This window comes from Levilactobacillus fujinensis (genome assembly GCF_003946335.1).
In the GTDB taxonomy this organism is placed as follows: Bacteria; Bacillota; Bacilli; order Lactobacillales; family Lactobacillaceae; genus Levilactobacillus; species Levilactobacillus fujinensis.
Genome location: NZ_RHNX01000004.1, coordinates 17,022 through 31,392 on the forward strand (window position 1 = coordinate 17,022; position 14,371 = coordinate 31,392).

Annotated in this window: 11 protein-coding genes; 5 read left to right on the forward strand and 6 right to left on the reverse strand. The window is 47.8% G+C overall.

Features of this window, described 5'->3' with window-relative positions:
* The first annotated feature begins 168 nt into the window (after window positions 1-168).
* Window positions 169-1,647 carry an ABC transporter substrate-binding protein/permease gene (locus tag EKM89_RS02305; protein WP_125685554.1) on the forward strand — a complete coding sequence of 493 codons (1,479 nt, stop codon included), beginning with the start codon at window positions 169-171 and terminating at the stop codon, window positions 1,645-1,647.
* Window positions 1,640-2,380 carry an amino acid ABC transporter ATP-binding protein gene (locus tag EKM89_RS02310; protein ID WP_125685555.1) on the forward strand — a complete coding sequence of 247 codons (741 nt, stop codon included), beginning with the start codon at window positions 1,640-1,642 and terminating at the stop codon, window positions 2,378-2,380. The genes EKM89_RS02305 and EKM89_RS02310 overlap by 8 nt, the downstream gene beginning before the upstream one ends.
* A gap of 256 nt (window positions 2,381-2,636) precedes the next feature.
* Here the strand turns inward: EKM89_RS02310 and EKM89_RS02315 are convergent, their stop codons facing one another.
* The 3 genes from EKM89_RS02315 to ccpA all read right to left on the reverse strand — a co-directional run bounded on the left by EKM89_RS02315 (window position 2,637) and on the right by ccpA (window position 8,862).
* On the reverse strand, window positions 2,637-6,227 hold the full coding sequence (locus EKM89_RS02315) for a leucine-rich repeat protein (RefSeq protein ID WP_125685556.1): 3,591 nt from the start codon (window positions 6,225-6,227) through the stop codon (window positions 2,637-2,639).
* Window positions 6,228-6,714: 487 nt separating this feature from the next.
* Complete coding sequence (locus EKM89_RS02320; protein WP_125685645.1) at window positions 6,715-7,536, reverse strand: hypothetical protein; 822 nt, start codon at window positions 7,534-7,536, stop codon at window positions 6,715-6,717.
* 324 nt (window positions 7,537-7,860) lie between these two features.
* Complete coding sequence (gene ccpA, locus EKM89_RS02325) at window positions 7,861-8,862, reverse strand: catabolite control protein A (protein ID WP_125685557.1); 1,002 nt, start codon at window positions 8,860-8,862, stop codon at window positions 7,861-7,863.
* A 423-nt stretch (window positions 8,863-9,285) separates the two neighbouring features.
* On the opposite strand from ccpA, the gene EKM89_RS02330 reads away from it, so the two are divergent.
* Entirely contained in the window at window positions 9,286-10,383 is a 1,098-nt protein-coding gene (locus EKM89_RS02330; RefSeq protein ID WP_125685558.1) for a M24 family metallopeptidase, read from the forward strand.
* Window positions 10,384-10,706: 323 nt separating this feature from the next.
* Here the strand turns inward: EKM89_RS02330 and EKM89_RS02335 are convergent, their stop codons facing one another.
* The gene (locus tag EKM89_RS02335) at window positions 10,707-11,123 is read right to left on the reverse strand and encodes a hypothetical protein (RefSeq protein ID WP_125685559.1); all 417 of its coding nucleotides are present in this window, start codon (window positions 11,121-11,123) and stop codon (window positions 10,707-10,709) included.
* 22 nt (window positions 11,124-11,145) lie between these two features.
* Window positions 11,146-11,550, reverse strand: coding sequence for a DUF948 domain-containing protein (locus tag EKM89_RS02340; protein ID WP_048732058.1), 405 nt, complete (start codon window positions 11,548-11,550; stop codon window positions 11,146-11,148).
* Window positions 11,551-11,684: 134 nt separating this feature from the next.
* On the opposite strand from EKM89_RS02340, the gene EKM89_RS02345 reads away from it, so the two are divergent.
* Both EKM89_RS02345 and EKM89_RS02350 read left to right on the forward strand, forming a co-directional pair.
* Window positions 11,685-12,554, forward strand: a complete 870-nt coding sequence (locus tag EKM89_RS02345) for a mechanosensitive ion channel family protein (protein ID WP_125685560.1) — start codon at window positions 11,685-11,687, stop codon at window positions 12,552-12,554.
* A gap of 174 nt (window positions 12,555-12,728) precedes the next feature.
* Window positions 12,729-13,961 carry an IS110 family RNA-guided transposase gene (locus EKM89_RS02350; protein ID WP_125685561.1) on the forward strand — a complete coding sequence of 411 codons (1,233 nt, stop codon included), beginning with the start codon at window positions 12,729-12,731 and terminating at the stop codon, window positions 13,959-13,961.
* A gap of 227 nt (window positions 13,962-14,188) precedes the next feature.
* Here EKM89_RS02350 and EKM89_RS13995 read toward each other — a convergent pair whose 3' ends face one another.
* Window positions 14,189-14,341: a hypothetical protein gene (locus tag EKM89_RS13995; protein WP_164510486.1), complete on the reverse strand. Its 153-nt coding sequence runs from the start codon at window positions 14,339-14,341 to the stop codon at window positions 14,189-14,191.
* Between the last annotated feature and the right edge of the window lie 30 nt (window positions 14,342-14,371).

The window sequence follows — 14,371 nt, forward strand, 5'->3', positions numbered from 1 at the left end:
TCAAGAAATGTATATTAATTTCACCAGTTACCATATATCAAGGGATCTCGTCATTGTTTAATCGAATATTAGATGTATAAAAAGCTGGTTTTTAAAATAATCCTTGTATAAATACGCAGTCTCCACTATAATCAAGGGCAACAACTTATATTATAGAGGAGTCAGAATATGAAAAAGAGATTGGTATTATTCTTCGCACTCGTGTTAGCGTTAGTCACCGGCTTTACCACGATGACCGCCACGACGGCCAATGCCGCCACTGACACATCACTGTCGAAGGTTCAAAAGAAGGGAACGTTGGTCATGGGGACCTCGCCGGATTACCCTCCTTACGAATTTCAAGCCACGGTTCACGGCAAAACTAAAATTGTCGGTATGGATGTGGCCGTTGGAGAAAAGATTGCGAAGGATATGGGCGTTAAGTTAGTCGTTAAATCCATGTCCTTTGATTCCCTGCTGGTTGCCCTGCAGACGGGTAAGGTCGACATGGTCATCTCTGGGATGAACCCGACACCAGCTCGGAGAAAGAACGTTGACTTCACACATACCTACTATCAAGGTGGGTACAGTATTGTCATTAACAAAAGTGACAAGGGTATTTATAAGAACAAAGATTCCTTCGTGAACAAGACCATTGGGGCCCAAACCGGGTCTACGATGTACAATGAGTCTAAGAAACAAACGAGTGGCACGACCGTTAAGGGAATGACCTCCGTGTCCGACCTGATTCTCGCGCTCCAGAGTCACAAAATTCAAGGAGTCGCCATGGAAAAACCTTCTGCTCAGGCCTACGTGGCAAACAACAAGGAATTAGCTGCCATCCCTAGTGACTTTAACCTGAGTGCCTCCGATACCAGCGCCTCTGTTGCCTTCAAAAAAGGGTCTACTGCACTAGTTACCGCTGCCAACAAGTCCGTTGATCAAATCAAGAAGCAAAACTTAGTCAACAAGACTTACCTTCCCGCTGCTGGGAAATATCTCAAGACCAACACCGTCAACACCAGCATGTTTCACTACTGGAAAGCCTTCCTAACCGGGATCGAATACACGTTGATCATTACCGTTTGTTCCGTCTTCTTTGGGTTCATCATTGGGGTCATCTTGGCCCTCGCTCGGATGGGTCAAGGCGGTGCTGTCAAGACTGGTTTACGTTGGTTAGCCACGGCCTACGTCGAATTTATCCGAGGTACGCCAATGATGGTTCAAGTCATGTTCGTTTACTTCGGTTTAGGCTTGATCGTTAATCTCCCTGCATTAACTTCCGGGATCATTGCGATTTCGCTGAACTCTGGCGCCTACGTTGCCGAATACATCCGTGGTGGGATCAATTCTGTGGATGACGGCCAAACGGAGGCCGCTAGAAGCTTGGGGATGTCCAGTGGTTTGAGCATGCGCTACGTCATCTTACCGCAAGCCCTCAAGAACATCTGGCCATCACTTGGGAATGAATTTATCACCTTGATCAAGGACAGTTCCATCGTTTCTATCATCGGGGTTTCCGAATTGATCTTCCAAAGCAACATTGTTCGGTCCGACACTTACCGAGGCGTGGCACCTATCGCCGTCATCATGGTACTCTACTTCATCTTGACGTTTACCGCTTCTCGAATTCTGAACTACTTCGAAAGGAGAATGCAACATGACTAAACCAATCATCGAGGTTAAAAATCTCGCGAAAAGCTTCGGTAAAAACGAAGTCTTAAAGGATATCACGGAACAAGTCGATTCAGGGCAAGTCATCGTTGTTATTGGTCCTTCTGGTGGTGGAAAAAGTACCTTCCTACGTTGTCTCAATCTCTTAGAAACACCGACGAGCGGCGAAGTGGACTTTGACGGTGAAAACTTGACCACCCTAGATACTAAGCGCGTTAACGAACTTAGAGAGGAAATGGGGATGGTTTTCCAAGGCTTTAACCTCTTCCCGAACATGACCGTATTGGAAAATATTAAGTTGGCACCGATGAAGGTCAAAGGCATCAACGACGCAGCAGCCACCAAGCGGGCACACGAACTTCTTAAACAGGTCAACTTGGATGATCACGCCGACGCGTTCCCTAGCAGTCTCTCCGGTGGCCAGGCACAACGGGTTGCCATTGCACGGGCCTTAGCCATGGATCCCAAGGTGATGCTGTTTGACGAACCCACCTCTGCCTTAGACCCCGAAATGGTCGGAGAGGTGTTGAACGTCATGCAGGAGCTGGCCAACCAAGGCATGACGATGGTCGTGGTTACTCATGAAATGGGCTTTGCCAAGTCTGTTGCTGACCGTGTCTGGTTCATGGCCGACGGCTACATTCAGGAAAACAACACGCCAGAAGCTTTCTTCGACAATCCCCAAACGGAACGGGCGCAAGACTTCCTTTCCAAGATTCTGATGTAACAACTGAATTTAATTCCAACCTTAAAAGGCATCACCCGCGAGTCCCTTAATTGGACTGGCTGGGATGATGCCTTTTTTATCAACGCGAAATGAGCCCGCTTCGACCAACAAAAATTCCACCTGCTGTGAAAACTGTCTTCAGCCCAGGATACTCGGAATTACCAGCTCATTTCTAACAATTCTGTGAAAATACCATCTAATTTTTTAGTTACGATCCGAGCGAAGTCAGCTTACATTAATCTTCCTTGCATCCTCTCTAGTCTCGACGACGCCGAAATCCTAAGACCCCTAACACACCTAGAAGTATGCCTAATACTGACCAATCCGCCGTTGTGTGTTCACCGGTCTGTGGAAGCGTTGCCTGCCTTGCTGATTGGCTCGAATACTGCCATCGCGCTGGTTTTGCGGGGGCTTTCCGTAGCTGAACAGCTTTTTCACCATGTTTCGTGGCCTTACTAGCTAAGTCCTTAGCACTGGCCTGCACTGTGGACTGGAATTTAGTTGTCGGCTGCTTGCCCATGACGCGATCCACCTCAACCTGAGGCTTGCCTTGCTTCTCTGCCTTCTTGGCGGTCGCGGGCACTGCAACATCCCCGGTTACCGTATGCGTCTCACCAGTACGGTCGGGAGCATTAGAAGTGGTTGGTGCTGCCGCACTGTCTGCCGTGCTGCCAAGCTGGACGATTGGTGATACCTGACTACTAGTTGCTACTGATGACCCAGGGGCGGTTGCCGAACTTGATGGACTTGTCGCTGGGGTAACGGCGTTCGAAGCACTCTGTGAACTACTCGTTGCTGACGTGGCAGCACTTACTGCTTGCGAACCACTGGTGACTGCTGTAGCGGCACTTGCAGCACTTTGTGAACCCTTAAATGCACTTGAAGCAGCTTGCGAGTTACTGGTTTCCGACGTCGCGGCACTCGAAGCTGCCTGTGAAGCACTCGTTGCTGGGGCAGCAGCACTCGATGCAGCTTCTGAATCACCGGTTGTGGGCGTAGCAGTATTTGAAGTAACTTGTGAGCCACTGGTGACTGCTGTAGCGGCGCTTGATGCGCTTTGTGACCCTTTAGCTGCACTTGAAGCAGCTTGCGAGTTACTGGTCCCCGACGTCGCAGTACTTGAAGCCGCCTGTGAAGCACTCGTTGCTGGGGCAGCAGCACTCGACGCGATACTAGTCGCCGAATCTGGCTTAGTCGTTGCTACCGAACTAGAGGTCGCCCCCCCACTCGTGGCTGCCGATGAAGACTGGACTGAAGCTGCTGACTGTGCTGGTTTTGTAACTGATGAAACCGGTGCCGCAGTGATTGTCAGCACGCCGTTAAGCACGGTAACATCATAGTTTGGATTCAAGCCAAGAACGGCCGAAATCGGATAGGTCCCAGCCGTTTCTCCGACTACACGTTGAATTGTATAGTTTAGCGGCGCCCCCATAGTTGGGAGACCGCTTACATTGGCAAGGATCGTCGGTCCCATATCGCCAACCACTTTAGACTCATTTTCAATCGTAATCGTGACTGATGCCGGAATAACCTGTAAGCTTCCCTGTCCGCCCAACGTCCAATCATAGATATCGGATTCCGGTAGGGCCTGTAAATGTGCCATTCCAGCCGGCGTCAACGTCACCGAATAGGTCCCGACTGTAGCTTCAGCAGTCGTGGTTAAATCACCAAATTGTGGCGTATAGGTCTGACCATCGGGTAAATCTACCTGATAGTCTGCCGGTACAAGCGATGGTCGCTCGCCCGTATACGTCACTTGGGGCGCTCCCACTAGCTGATACGTTCCTGGCCGTTTCGTGACGGTCACTGTAATCGTACTACTAGCATCCTGGTAATTGTAGGTAATCGGGTACGTGCCCGCCACCATCGAATCAACCGTCCCCGTGACCGTCACAGCACTGAAAGGCACCACCGAATGATCAGGTGCGGTCGCACTGACGAAATTGTCGGCCGGCTGCCAAACACTTCCCGCCAGTACCGTCGAATTGATTGCTTTGATTGCTGGATCACTTAATATCACCGTTGCTTGTCCCGCATAGACCGTTGCGCCAACAGCATTCGCCAGCGACCAGTCAAAGGTAAAGCTCGACTGACCCGGTGTCACCACAAACTGCCCATTTTGATACGTTGCGTTTGCGACCGCAGATACTGTCACGTCGGCTGGCGTCAGTTGTCCTACCTTTACAGACAATAGATCTGTCACTGTTAAATCATGGGGATCAGCGAAAATCGTCACAAATTGATTCTGCGCTAACCCTGGTAATGCTGGCCCGGTTATCTGGACTAATTGGTTACTGCCAAAGACGTCGTTACCTAAGCTCTGTAAAGCGTTATCCAAATTCAACGTTGTGATCTGATTACCGGCAAACGCCAAATTACCCAACGACTGAACGTTAGCGGGCAATGTCAGCGTTCCAGAAAGCCCAGCGTACTCAAACGCACCGTCACCAATCGCAACCAATTGCGTTGCCCGACTCAAATCCACCGTAGTCAGCTTACCATCGTATGTGAAGGCATTGGCGTCAATATTTCGTACACCACTTCCTAAACTGACCGTCTGTAAACTCTGATCAGATAGAAAAGCCTGAGCCCCAATCGTCTGCACGCTATCAGGCAGGGTCACCGTCTTGAGCGCGGTGTCATACATGAACGCCGAATCCGCAATTGTCACTAGCTGACTAGCTGACGCAAAGCGCACATCTGTCAGTTGCTGGTTCGTCATAAACGCCCCAACGTCAATGTCCTGAACAGTGGCCGGAATCGTCAGTGCCGTCAGGCCATCCCCAGCAAAGGCTTCATTCCCAATTGTCGTCAGACCAGTTGCCGGTGTGAGGTCGGCCGTCGTTAGATTCAGATTTTCTGAAAAGGAACCAGCACCCAAACTGACCAGATTCGTTGGGAGTTGTAAAGTTGTGATCCCACCAACGTATTTGAAAGCGTCACTACCAATTGTTGTGACACTATTTGGTAGCGTAATTTGCGTCAACCCAGTGCCAACAAAGGCCTGACTACCAATCGTTGTTAGCGCCTGGTCAGCCGTAAAATTGGCCGTTTTTAAATTGTTAAGGTAGGCAAAGGCGGACTCCCCAATCGATTGCAACCCGTTCCCAAAAGTCACACCAGTTAGGCCTGTCGTCAGTCCCGTTTGCGAAGCGAAGGCGTCAGGACCAATTGACGTGACCTGATACGTCTTCCCGTTCGCCACGTACGTCGACGGCAAATTCAACAGGCCGCTGACAGCCTGATTGACCCCCATAATGCTTGCCGTACCAGTCGTCTCATCCGTTTGCCAATTAAATACCGTGCTCGCGGTTTCGACCGTCGACGCAGGTGTTGACTGCGTCGGCTGGGCTATGGTTACTGAGGCCGAACTGGCCACCGTCGACTGACTGGCAGCAGAAGATGCCAAATTAGTTGCCGCTATCCCCTGACTACTTGCTACGGACGCCACCGTAGACGTTGGCGCTATGGTAGCAACCGAACTGGCCACATTAGTCGTTGACGCTGCTGAACTAGCTGGTGCTGTCGCTGAACTGATTGCACTGACTGTAGATGATGATGTAGACGATACTGCAGTTGCACTGACTGCAGATGATGATGTTGCAGTCGACTGACTCGCCGTGGCCGTGGACGATGCCTCTGCGGCGCTAGTTATGGTGAGCCCATTTGCTGGCGTTTTTTCACCCTCATCTTCACTCGTCGTACTCGCTGACGTAACTGTGTCAGCCTTCGCGTTCGTCACCGGCACCGCTGTAATGGCCCCCACGCCGATCGCCGTCGTGGCAAGCGCTAACGCCACCCACTGCCGTTCATTTCTGCGTGCTTTGGTCGTCCCTTTTTCTCGCATAATCTCTGACTCCCCCTCAAAGTACCATCGAACTGGGTTTACCGCATATAGACCGCAGTTTTTAATTTTACGCAACACACTGCTTCAATCGTGAATAGAATTCAACATTAGAACATTCACTTCGCATGTATTTTAGTCCCGAAGTTACCCAAAGCCATCAATTTCTGACTGGGGGCTGGGGGTTAGTCCCTTAACATTACCATCGGGAATTAACTTTAAGTGTGGGCCATCGTTAGCGGTTGCACGCAATGAATCCCCTTGAAGAACAAAAAAGGGATCCACGACCAACGTCATAGATCCCCTAAATTTAGACTTCAAATTACCTTCTAAAGATTGAATGTTTCAACTTACCACTTATGCTGGTTGTCGTAACAATCTTGTGGTTAAAAATAGGCAATGTTATCCAATCATCGCCTTACCGACCAACGGATAGGGGCTGGAACGGGCGAACACGCCTGACCCCATATCTGTCGACCTTTCGGCTTAGTTAGCTTTTTCGAAATGTCCGGTGACCAAGTAAAACGACCAATCCAATGACAAATTCGGCGGCACCGGCAAAGATGATAACGCCCAATCCGCTACGAATCACCGAAGTCAGCAAGCTTGTGAGCGTTGTGGTCGTGGCCGTCACCACTGCTGGTGCAACCAAAAACCCGACCACACCAACAATTGCCCCCATAAATCCACCCAAAGTCAGTCCCGGACCTAAGCTCCCAAAGAAGTGGTGCACACCAAGTGCGTAGATGGTCGTGACCACCAGTAAGAGGAGTGTTGCCACCAGTAGCCAAAAATCAAGCCGTTGGGCCCGTTGAATCTTCCAACCGACTGTCTGCATAGCTGGCGTCTTAAAGGCCGCTACCGCTCTTTTTTGGGCCTGATTAGCAATCTTATTCACGAGCGTTGCACTGGCAGTGACACCCAACGTCTGTGCCTGGGTCGTAATGGCGGTCGACAAAGCTGAACTATCTGGCGTCGTTGCACTCTGACCGTATAATTGCGCGATTCCCTGTTCCAAATAGGGTTGAATGACTGCTGCCGTGACCGGATCACCGGACACACCTAAATCATCCAAATCACTGTTTACATTGGCCATAACCTTTTCTCCTGTTGTAGACCGAGAAACAACACCAGCAACATAGTTAGCATTAAAAAGCGTCAGCCGTAGTCCAACCGCAACCGTCAACAGTAATATCAAAAAGGCTACCCATCGACCCAAAGCAGGCCGCCGTTGATACTTGGTCGGACTAGGTTGCTGCGGGTCTTCCTGCTCTGCTGAATGGTAGCGTTCCATTCGACTAGTCGTATGCACAAAACCACCTCCGTTACCCGTCATCCGCGGCTTATCAGCCTCATCAGACGTCTATTATTGTTTTTCATTTTAGCACATTTAAAATTCAGATGGGTTAAGCCCAGCTTAAGTTAATGGCCTAGGTTAAAAGACAGTATCATTTAGCTTAACCGCACCCTGTCGCCAGAGATTCCGCCCAATTAGGTCCACCAGATCAACGGCTAATTTTTACCAGATTAAAACATAATTTACCTACTTTTCAGGTCATCATCCACGAACCACTGTAAACGAAAAGAAGGTTCCGAAATCTTAATTGACCTCGTAAACCTTCTCGTTTAAAAAAGCTTATTTCGTTGAGCTCCGCTTCATCAACCCGTAAGGTAAAATCACGGTGTTTTCATCAACGGTTTCATTGTTCATCAGCTTGGTGAGCAACCGCATTGCCACGGCACCAATATCGTACAGTGGTTGCGTAATTGAACTCATCTTTGGCCGGACCAATTCGGTCAGCTTCGTATCGTTGCTGGTAATAACTTCGAATTCGCTAGGAACATCGACACCAGCGTCAGTCAAGCCGTTCATCACACCAGCAGCCAATTCATCGTCACCGACAAAGGCAGCCGTTGCGCCAGCAGCCGTCAAAGCTGGTTCGAGTGATTGACCAGCTTTGTAAGTGTAATCCGTTTCAAAGACTAACTTATCATCGTAACTGATACCTGCGTCTTTCAAAGCCTTCTTGTACCCTTTCAACCGGTAATCGTGGTTAATAGCTTGGTCCATCGACCCCGAAACAAAGGCGATTTTCTGATTGCCGTGATCAATCAAATTTTTCACAGCTTCCGCGACAGCAGCAACGTAATCGATGTTGACACTCGGCTGTGCCTTTTCAGCATCAACCGAACCTGCTAAAACAACTGGGGCTTTTGAGCGCTTGAATTCTTCACGCAATTCGTCGGTGACTTGGTTACCCATGAAAATAATTCCATCAACTTGTTTGGCCATCAAAGTATTTAATACTTGAACTTCCTTGCCCCCGTTTTCATCGGAGTTGGTCAAGATGATGTTATATTTGTACATCATGGCAATATCATCGATTCCCCGTGCTAATGAAGAGAAGTAAGCGTTCGTGACATCGGGAATGATTACCCCAACGGTCGTTGTCTTCTTGCTTGCTAACCCCCGTGCAACGGCGTTTGGTCGGTAATCCAACCGATCAATGACCTCTAAAACTTTCTTACGTGTCGCTGGTTTTACGTTCGGATTCCCGTTAACCACCCGAGAAACGGTGGCCATCGAGACCGCCGCCTCACGCGCCACATCATAAATCGTTACTGTTTGTTTTTCCATAGCGATAGCCCTTTCTTCCTTGTTTTGGTTTGTTTTCATTCGTTTTCAAGCAACTTGACCAGTATACAGAAAGTCAATCATTCACGCAACATTGAAAACGCTTTCAAGTCAAAGAATACCGTAATTTCATTTAATTTTCAAGGCACATCTCTCTACAGAGGAGAATTTTCGAGGCTAATATGATTTACTATAAGTCTCGTTAACGGCGTTGTTAAGCTATTTACAGAAACATTTTTCAACTTAGCATGTGATAAAAAAATGTCCAATATTATTCGGTGTTTAAATCTGCAAATTTCTCATTTTCCATCATGATTTCATCTGTCATGACGGTGTTGACCAACTAGCCGCTGACTAATTGACCTCACGGCAAAATCACCCGTGAACTTATGCTATAATAAACTCATCTTTTGAAGGGGTGATTGAATGACTAAACTCGAACAAATCCAGCAATGGACAGCAGAACAACACGCTAGCATGACGTACCTGAGCAATCCGAAAACTATCCAGTACCTAACTGGTTTTGGCAGTGATCCTATCGAACGGGTCCTAGCCCTGGTGGTTTTCCCAGACCAAGATCCATTTATCTTTGCGCCAGCCTTAGAGGTTGAAGTCATCAAGTCAACCGGCTGGAAATTCCCAGTTATTGGTTACCTGGACCACGAAAATCCATGGGCCATGATTGCCGATCAAGTGAAGCAACGTCACGTCGATCCTGACCACATCGCATTGGAAAAGGGTCAACTCCCAGTAGCCCGGATGGAAGCTTTGGCTGCACAATTTAGCACCCCCCAATTTGACTTAGATATCACTAGTTTTATCGAACGGATGCGCTTGATCAAGTCCGCCGAAGAAATTAAGAAACTAGAAATCGCCGGCAAATGGGACGACTTCGCCTTTGAACATGGTTTCGCCGCCGTTAAGGCAGGCAAGACGGAACAATCTGCCGTTGCTGAATTACAGTATGCCCTGATGAAGGAAGGCATTATGGAGATGTCCTTCGGGAGTCTGGTTCAAGCCGGTGCACACGCCGCAGAGCCACATGGTGCAACGAACGATACGAAATTTGAAAACAACGAACTGGTCTTGTTTGACCTCGGAACCGTTTATGACGGCTACATTTCTGACGCTTCTCGGACGGTTGCTTTAGGGACCCCAACGGCTAAAGAAATGGAAATCTACGCGGTTTGTTTGGAAGCCCAATTGACGGCTCAGGCTGCCGTGAAGCCTGGCATGACCGCTGCCGAGCTGGACAAGATTGCCCGCGATATCATCACCAAGGCTGGCTATGGCGAATACTTCATTCACCGTCTTGGCCACGGAATGGGGATGAGTGATCACGAATTTCCATCTATCATGGAAGGTAACGACCTCGTTCTCGAACCCGGTATGTGCTTCTCCATCGAACCTGGAATCTACATTCCAGGAGTCGCCGGTGTACGGATTGAAGACTGTGTCCACGTCACCGCCGATGGGAGCTTGCCATTCACGCATACTTCTAAGGAACTCACTTACGTTGGCTAAATAAATGACTGTTTCACTAGAGTCTGGGATAACCCCCAGGCTCTTTTATGTCTCCAAATCTATATTACTAAAGAGGTTGCAAGCCAAATTGTTCACATTACTCTTGCGGCAGTAGAAGTTGTCACGGCTAAATTAGTGCCAACAGCCGCACGCCAACTACCAAAATTCTGCTTGCTGTGGGGGAACGCCTCCAGTCAAAGGACCGATTTCAAGCTCGCCAGCTAACCACCCTCTGTCCCGGTCTGTTTTGGGGAAAGCAATACTAATTAACGCCAAATTAAAAAGCCCCGGTAATTGGCCGCGACTTTCTCTTTAATTCTAAATTATGCTTCAGTTGGTGCATCATCAGCGGGTTTTTCATCAGCCACATCTGTGGCACCATCTGCTGGAGCAGCCGTAGTTGGCTCTACGGCTGCTTCCTTCGCTTCTTCACCTGGTAGATCATTAACTTCATCACTACTTAAAACGATGTCGTCATCTTCATCATCAGCTGTGTCTTCGCCGTCTTTCCAAGCTGGTGCGTCGGTCTTGCCAGCTAAGCGATCGTCCAAAGCTTCCTTGAAATCGTCCGCGGCATCTGCGGCGTAGAAGGCGTAATCGACAGCCCGGTCCTTGAATGCATTGTAGCGGTCGCGTGCGGCACCCTTTAAGGCTTCACGTTGTTCCAAGTCAAGTGCGTGGTAGGCTGCATAGGCAGCACCACCCAATAACAATCCTGCTAATAACTTGTGTTTTGCCATACTCGTGACTCCCTTTCCGTGATTAATCCTTGTTCTTATGGTTCCGGTATAAATCAAACGCGGTTTTACCGACTCGGGTCGCTAGCGACGCCTTAGCCGTTTGTTTGGCCGTGTCTCCCACACGCTCGGTGAGATTGCGGGTCGCCGTGTTCAAATCTGAAACGCTCTCACCTAGATCAGCGGCGGCTTGGAAGACGGGATCGATGGTCGCCACCTTCTTGTTGACATCCTCTAACAATTCGTTAGCATTTGCCATGATGTTTTCGGCCTGGTGACTAATTACGTCAACGTCCGAAGTCATCGTCTTCATTGAATGATTGAGTTCACCCAACGTTTTGTTCATTTTTACTAAGAACATGCCAATGAAGAGGACCAAGATCAAAAACGCAATTGCTGCGATCAGGCCCGCTACTTGTCCACCGGTCATGACAACCCCTCCTTGTACTCGTTACTTACCAATAGAATAGCATTCTCAGCGCTTACACGCAATTAAAACCCCGAATCAGATAAAAATCTGCTACACTAGAAGATAAACTCAGATAGTAAAGGAGGCCCATCACCTTGATGGCCCTAGTTACCACGACCGCCACCTCTTCCAAGTGGCTTCAAAATTATTTTAAATCCTTTGACTGGGATAACTTCATGCATCTGATTACCAGTCGTTTCGTCACACTCCTCTTCTTGACCCTACTCTTTCTGGTAATCAACTGGATTGGTAAAGCCATCCTGCGTAGGAGCTTCAAACGTTATCTAAAGCCTAGCGCTGAGGGTAGCAATCGGCTACAAACCATCAGCATGCTAACGATGAACATTTTCCACTATACAATTATGTTTTTCTGGATCTATGCGATTCTCTCCACATTAGGTGTTCCCGTTGGTACGCTAGTTGCTGGGGCCGGAATTTTCAGTTTGGCTTTAGGTCTCGGCGCCCAGGGGTTCGTCAGTGACTTGGTCACCGGCATTTCGATTCTATTTGAACAACAATTTGACGTCGGTGATACGGTTAAAATTGGGTTGATTGAAGGTACCGTGTCAGCAATTGGACTGCGAACCACACAAGTCACTAGTGCCGATGGGACCGTTAACTTCATTCCCAATCGTAACATTACCATCGTTTCCAACCGGTCACGTAATGATATGCACGCAACGGTTAACATTCCAATCGCCTCGACTACACCGGTTGAGAAGTTCCCCGCCATTATTCAAGCGACGAACGAGCGCTTAATTCCAGAACACCCAAGTATTATTGGTGACCCCACTGTCATGGGCGTTGTCACGCTACCGACCGGCGAACTGGTCTATCAAATCATCATTGTCGCCAAGAGTGGCAGTCAGTTCCAGTTGCAAGCAACGTTTCTTACGGCTTATCTCAAAGCCATTCGGGAGGCCAATATTACACTGCCGACCCACGCAACCGTACCACCTAAATAAGCTAGTCTTTATTGCGCTGTGACTTCGGTCATGGCGCTTTTTTGACTGACAGCTTTGAACCTCATAGTCTTTGAATACTTATCTTGCGAGGATGTGCGTAGTGATTGTAATTAGGGATTATCATGCGGTGTCCAACTTAAGACCAGACAATAATTACGAAGGGAGGCCAACCCAATGAAATTACTTGTAGGTATTGATGTTAGCTCTCAAAATCTCGAAGTTGCTATGATGACTTCTGATAGTTCTGAGACCATCTTCCGAGACACCTTTTCTAATGATTTAGAGGGTGCTACTGAGATTAAGACGATCATTCTAGCCTTGAATGATCAGTACACATTTGACAAGCTCGTAATCGGTATGGAATCAACTTCGATCTATAGCTTTCATCCAGCATTCTTCTTTAAAAACGATGAGGATTTAGCTCAATTTGCTACTGAAGCAGTCGTACTCAATCCACGTGATACTAAGCGTTTTAAAGATGTTTTTGAAGCCAATAAGAACGACAAACTTGATGCATACTACATCGCTGACTTTCTTCGTGTTGGCCACTATACCGTTGGTATCGTGCGCCAAGAAGAATATATTTCTCTACAGCGACTAACACGATCACGATTCGAGATTGTCCAATCACAGACACGCTCTAAACAACATTATCTCGAAAACTTGTACTATAAGGCTAATAAACTGGTGGTCGGTGACGTTCCTACCTCAATTTTTAGCCATACGATGATGGACTTACTCATCGATGATATGACTACTGACGAGCTCATGAACACCCCGATTGAAGATCTAATTGCTTATTTCAACCAAAAGGGTCACGGTCGCTTTGCCGACTCTGAAAAGCTTGCTCAGTCTATTCAAAAGGCTGTACGTAGTTCCTATCATTTAAGTCCAATCGTTCAAGATTCTATTGATACGGTGCTTTCTATTTATGCTGCTGAGATTCGAGCCTATGAAAAAATGATCAAACAGCTTAACCAAGCGATTAAGAAGTTACTGGCAATATTACCTGAGAATGATATTACGCAGTCTTTCCCCGGCATCGGTCCAGTCTACGCGGCTGGTATTATTGCTGAAATCGGACAAATAACTCGATTCGATAACGATAGACAGTTGGCTAAATATGCCGGTCTTGCTTGGAAACAAAATCAATCTGGTAACTTTAATAGCTCTGTGACGCCCATGACTCATACTGGTGATAAGTACTTACGTTACTATCTAATCGAAGCTACCGGTTCGATAGTTCGCTATGATTCTGTATTTAGAGAGTACTATAACCATAAAATGTCAGAGGTTAAAAAAACACCACGAAAACGAGCCCTCGCACTTACCGCAAGAAAACTAATCAGGGTGATTGATACACTACTCCGCAATCACCAACTCTATCAAAGGGAGGAATCGGTATAGGTGTATAAACTAACCTCGGTAAAGCGTAATCGCCACGATTCAAAAAAATTTGAATCGATTGGCTTATTTAAGTGCGTTATTTTTCATCTAGATTGCTGACAAAGTATCTAAAGTTCTAAATACTTTGTCTTGACATATCACCACATGTCTTTAGCTTACAGCTGAAGGTAGGTTCTAAAAAAGACCGTAACCGAAGTCACAGTCCTCTCAAATCCAATGGCTAACAGTTACAGTCGCCACCAGCCGATTGTGCTGAAAATTGCCAGCACAAAAAGAATAACGAACGACGAATAACTACCGGTTCCAGTAGCAGCCATGATGGCTAAGCCAATCGTGAACAACCACAGGATGGCAATTAAAATACCTAATCCGATTTTCACGGCGGTCCCTCCCTCACGAAATACAGTTTC

Excerpts from the sequence above, each read along its gene's own strand:
- EKM89_RS02305 (WP_125685554.1), top strand. The coding sequence starts at position 169 with ATGAAAAAGAGATTGGTATTATTCTTCGCACTCGTGTTAGCGTTAGTC.
- EKM89_RS02310 (WP_125685555.1), top strand. The coding sequence starts at position 1,640 with ATGACTAAACCAATCATCGAGGTTAAAAATCTCGCGAAAAGCTTCGGT.
- EKM89_RS02315 (WP_125685556.1), bottom strand. The coding sequence starts at position 6,227 with ATGCGAGAAAAAGGGACGACCAAAGCACGCAGAAATGAACGGCAGTGG.
- ccpA (WP_125685557.1), bottom strand. The coding sequence starts at position 8,862 with ATGGAAAAACAAACAGTAACGATTTATGATGTGGCGCGTGAGGCGGCG.
- EKM89_RS02330 (WP_125685558.1), top strand. The coding sequence starts at position 9,286 with ATGACTAAACTCGAACAAATCCAGCAATGGACAGCAGAACAACACGCT.
- EKM89_RS02335 (WP_125685559.1), bottom strand. The coding sequence starts at position 11,123 with ATGGCAAAACACAAGTTATTAGCAGGATTGTTATTGGGTGGTGCTGCC.
- EKM89_RS02340 (WP_048732058.1), bottom strand. The coding sequence starts at position 11,550 with ATGACCGGTGGACAAGTAGCGGGCCTGATCGCAGCAATTGCGTTTTTG.
- EKM89_RS02350 (WP_125685561.1), top strand. The coding sequence starts at position 12,729 with ATGAAATTACTTGTAGGTATTGATGTTAGCTCTCAAAATCTCGAAGTT.